The sequence below is a fragment of the Dactylosporangium darangshiense genome, assembly GCF_039537565.1.
Lineage (GTDB): Bacteria > Actinomycetota > Actinomycetes > Mycobacteriales > Micromonosporaceae > Dactylosporangium > Dactylosporangium darangshiense.
Genome location: NZ_BAABAT010000221.1, coordinates 1 through 700, shown reverse-complemented (window position 1 = coordinate 700; position 700 = coordinate 1). Strand labels below are relative to the sequence as shown.

General features: G+C 65.1%; 1 protein-coding gene. It reads left to right on the top strand.

Features of this window, described 5'->3' with window-relative positions:
- The first annotated feature begins 120 nt into the window (after positions 1-120).
- The gene (locus tag ABD901_RS58805) at positions 121-681 is read left to right on the top strand and encodes an SMI1/KNR4 family protein (protein WP_345145138.1); all 561 of its coding nucleotides are present in this window, start codon (positions 121-123) and stop codon (positions 679-681) included.
- Positions 682-700: the final 19 nt, after the last annotated feature.

The following is a 700-nucleotide window of genomic DNA, read 5'->3' as shown; positions in this document are numbered from 1 at the left end:
CCTTGCTCAACGGCATATCCAGCATCCCGTCGACCGAGCCGAGTTGGTGCCTGGTCGTGTCGATGAGCCCCGTCTGCCGGATCATGCAAACCGGTCCACGGCGTGATATCACTGCTGCTCATGAACACCGACCACGCCGACCCGCACGAGCTTGCCGAACTGGGCATCGCCCTTGACGCGGACGACGCTGGCGAGTCGGCGCTGGGCTGGTCAGGTGTTTACGCCTTCGAAGCCGAACATGGCATCGTGCTGCCAGAGCCCTACCGTACCCTCGTCGCCGAGATCACGGACGGGTCATTCTCCGGGCCGCCGGAGTACGGCCTCCTCAGCGTCGCTGAGATGCCCAACGATTGGGGCGACGATCGCCCGGCACGCATCCTGAGCCTCGACTTCCCACTGACCGAGGCATGGTTGTGGGAGGAAGACCCACGACCGTACGAGGAACTGCAACCGTTGCTCGATCCGGTCTTCGACCACGGGTCGATCGTGCTCGGCACGGACGGCTGCGGGATGTACTGGCACCTGATCGTGACGGGCCCGCACCGCGGCCATATCTGGAACATCAGCGGCGAGGGAGCCGCCCCCTTCGGCGCCGAATTCGGCTACACCACCGGCACATCCGGATTTCTCGGCTGGGTCCGGCATTGGGCGGCCGGCAAACCATGGTTCGACGCTCCCTGAACCCGTCCACACACGGTAC

What these genes read in the sequence shown, in the direction of transcription:
- ABD901_RS58805 (WP_345145138.1), top strand. Translation starts at nt 121, where the DNA reads ATGAACACCGACCACGCCGACCCGCACGAGCTTGCCGAACTGGGCATC.